Annotated in this window: 1 pseudogene; it reads right to left on the minus strand. The window is 74.6% G+C overall.

What is annotated here, in order from left to right:
* A pseudogene (locus OZN99_RS30815) lies at positions 1-1,857 on the minus strand (4Fe-4S dicluster domain-containing protein); the annotation flags it as partial.

Consider the following 1,857-nt stretch of genomic DNA (forward strand, 5'->3'; position numbering starts at 1 on the left):
GGCCGCTTGCGGCGAGCTCGAGGCCCGGCGCCGCCCAGGCTGCATCGGCGGGCCGGATCCGGTTTGCGTCGAAGCCGACGCCGCTGCCCGCATCGCCCGCGGCGCGGCGGCCGCCGCCTAGCGGCAGCGTGACCACGCCGGGCACCTGCCCGGGCAGCACGAGGACCGGTACATGCAGGAAGGCGCCGCGAAGCGACAGCGCGACCTCCATGCCGTCCGCCAGACCGAGGCGTGCCGCATCGACCGGCGAGACCAGCGCCGCATTGCCCCAGGCTTGCTTGGTCAACGGTCGTGGCAGTTCCTGCAGCCAGGCGTCCGAGGCGAAGCGGCCGTCCCAGAGATGCGGATCCGGCGCGAAGAGCGCGATAAGGCCGGATTGCGACGCCTGCCCTGGTCCAGGGTCGAACTCCGCGCGCAGCGAGAGGCGGCACGGCGCCGGCGCGCTGCCCGGGATGACCCCGGCCTCGAGTGCCGCACGCCAGGCGTCGTCGTCCAGGCCAGGCCAGGTCGCGCGCACGGCCTCCTGCGCGGTGCCGGACCATCCCGCAAGCGTCGCGAGGACCTCCTCGGCCGATCGCGCGGTGTCCATGCGGGGCGTGCAGGCCGGTTGGCGAAGCGCGGCGGTGCCGTCCGATGCGCGCGAATCGCCCCAGGATTCGAGCGGGTGCTGCATCGGCAGGTGCCAGCTGCAGGCCAGCGCCGTCTCGTCGGCGAATAGCCCGACATGCACGGATAGCGGCACCTGTGCGAGCAGCGCGGCGAAGCCGATGCCGGCCGGCGCGTCGTAGACGGGGTTCGCGTCCAGGATGAGCAGACGTTGCACCAGGCCAGCGGCCATGTCGCGGGCGAGATCCCGCAGCGAGGCGCCCGTGTCCACGGGTTGCGCGTGGACCGGGGGCAGGTGGTGGACGGTGGTGCCGACTGCGCCAAGGGCGGCGTTGATGGCGTGCGAGAGCGCATGCACCGCGGGCGGCTGCTCGCGCCCCGCGATGACCAGGGCGTTGGAGCCGGCGCGGCGCAGCGCTGCGGCCAAGCCTGCGGCTTCGGGATGCGTGCCCGTCACCGCTATGCCCAGCTCGGCCGCGACGGCACGCGCTAGTGTCTCGATCGCCGCAGGCGGCAGGGCCAGGCGAAGGTCGGCCCGAGTTCCGGTCAGGCTCGGCGTGGACTCCGCGACGATCAGCGACGGTAGCGTGCCGCGCGCCCGGCCGCGCGCCCTGGCATCCGCCCAGCCGCGGGCGAGGCTCGGCTGCGCCGGGCCCGGATCGAGGAGACCACCGCCGAGTGCCAGGATGCAATCGGCCCGCGCCGGATCGGGCAGCACCGACACGGGCTCGCCGAAGGCGCGAATCGCGCCGGCCAGTGCATTGTCCTCCGCCACGCTGGACCATTGATGCCAGCGCGACCCGGGAACGCGCGCGTGGATCGCATCGATCAGCCGCGCGAGCGTGGGCGAGGTGACGGGACCCGTGAGGATGCGAAGCCCCGTGCCGGGGAGGTCCTGGAGAATGGCGTCCGGAGTCGTCGCCGTCGCGTCGCGCGGCACCCGTCCGGCACGGCGCACCGCGCGCGACCGGGTGGGATCGTGCAGCGACAGCACGGCGGCTTCCAGGAAGGGATCGGTCGCACCGAGGCTCCCGGGGTGGTCCGGGTTGCCCTCGATTTTCACGGGATGTCCAGCGCGCGTACGCACCAGCACGCCGCGGCCGATGCCGTCCAGTTCCAGGACGGTGGCGTAGGTGGCGTGCTCCGCGACGACGCCGCGCGCACGGGCGTGCAGCGGGTGGCCCCATTCCTGCGGCGCGACATCGCAGGCCGCGGCCGCGGCCAGCGCCGCCGAGGCGCCGGCGGCGCGCA

The organism is Falsiroseomonas oryzae (assembly GCF_027856955.1).
Lineage (GTDB): Bacteria > Pseudomonadota > Alphaproteobacteria > Acetobacterales > Acetobacteraceae > Falsiroseomonas > Falsiroseomonas oryzae.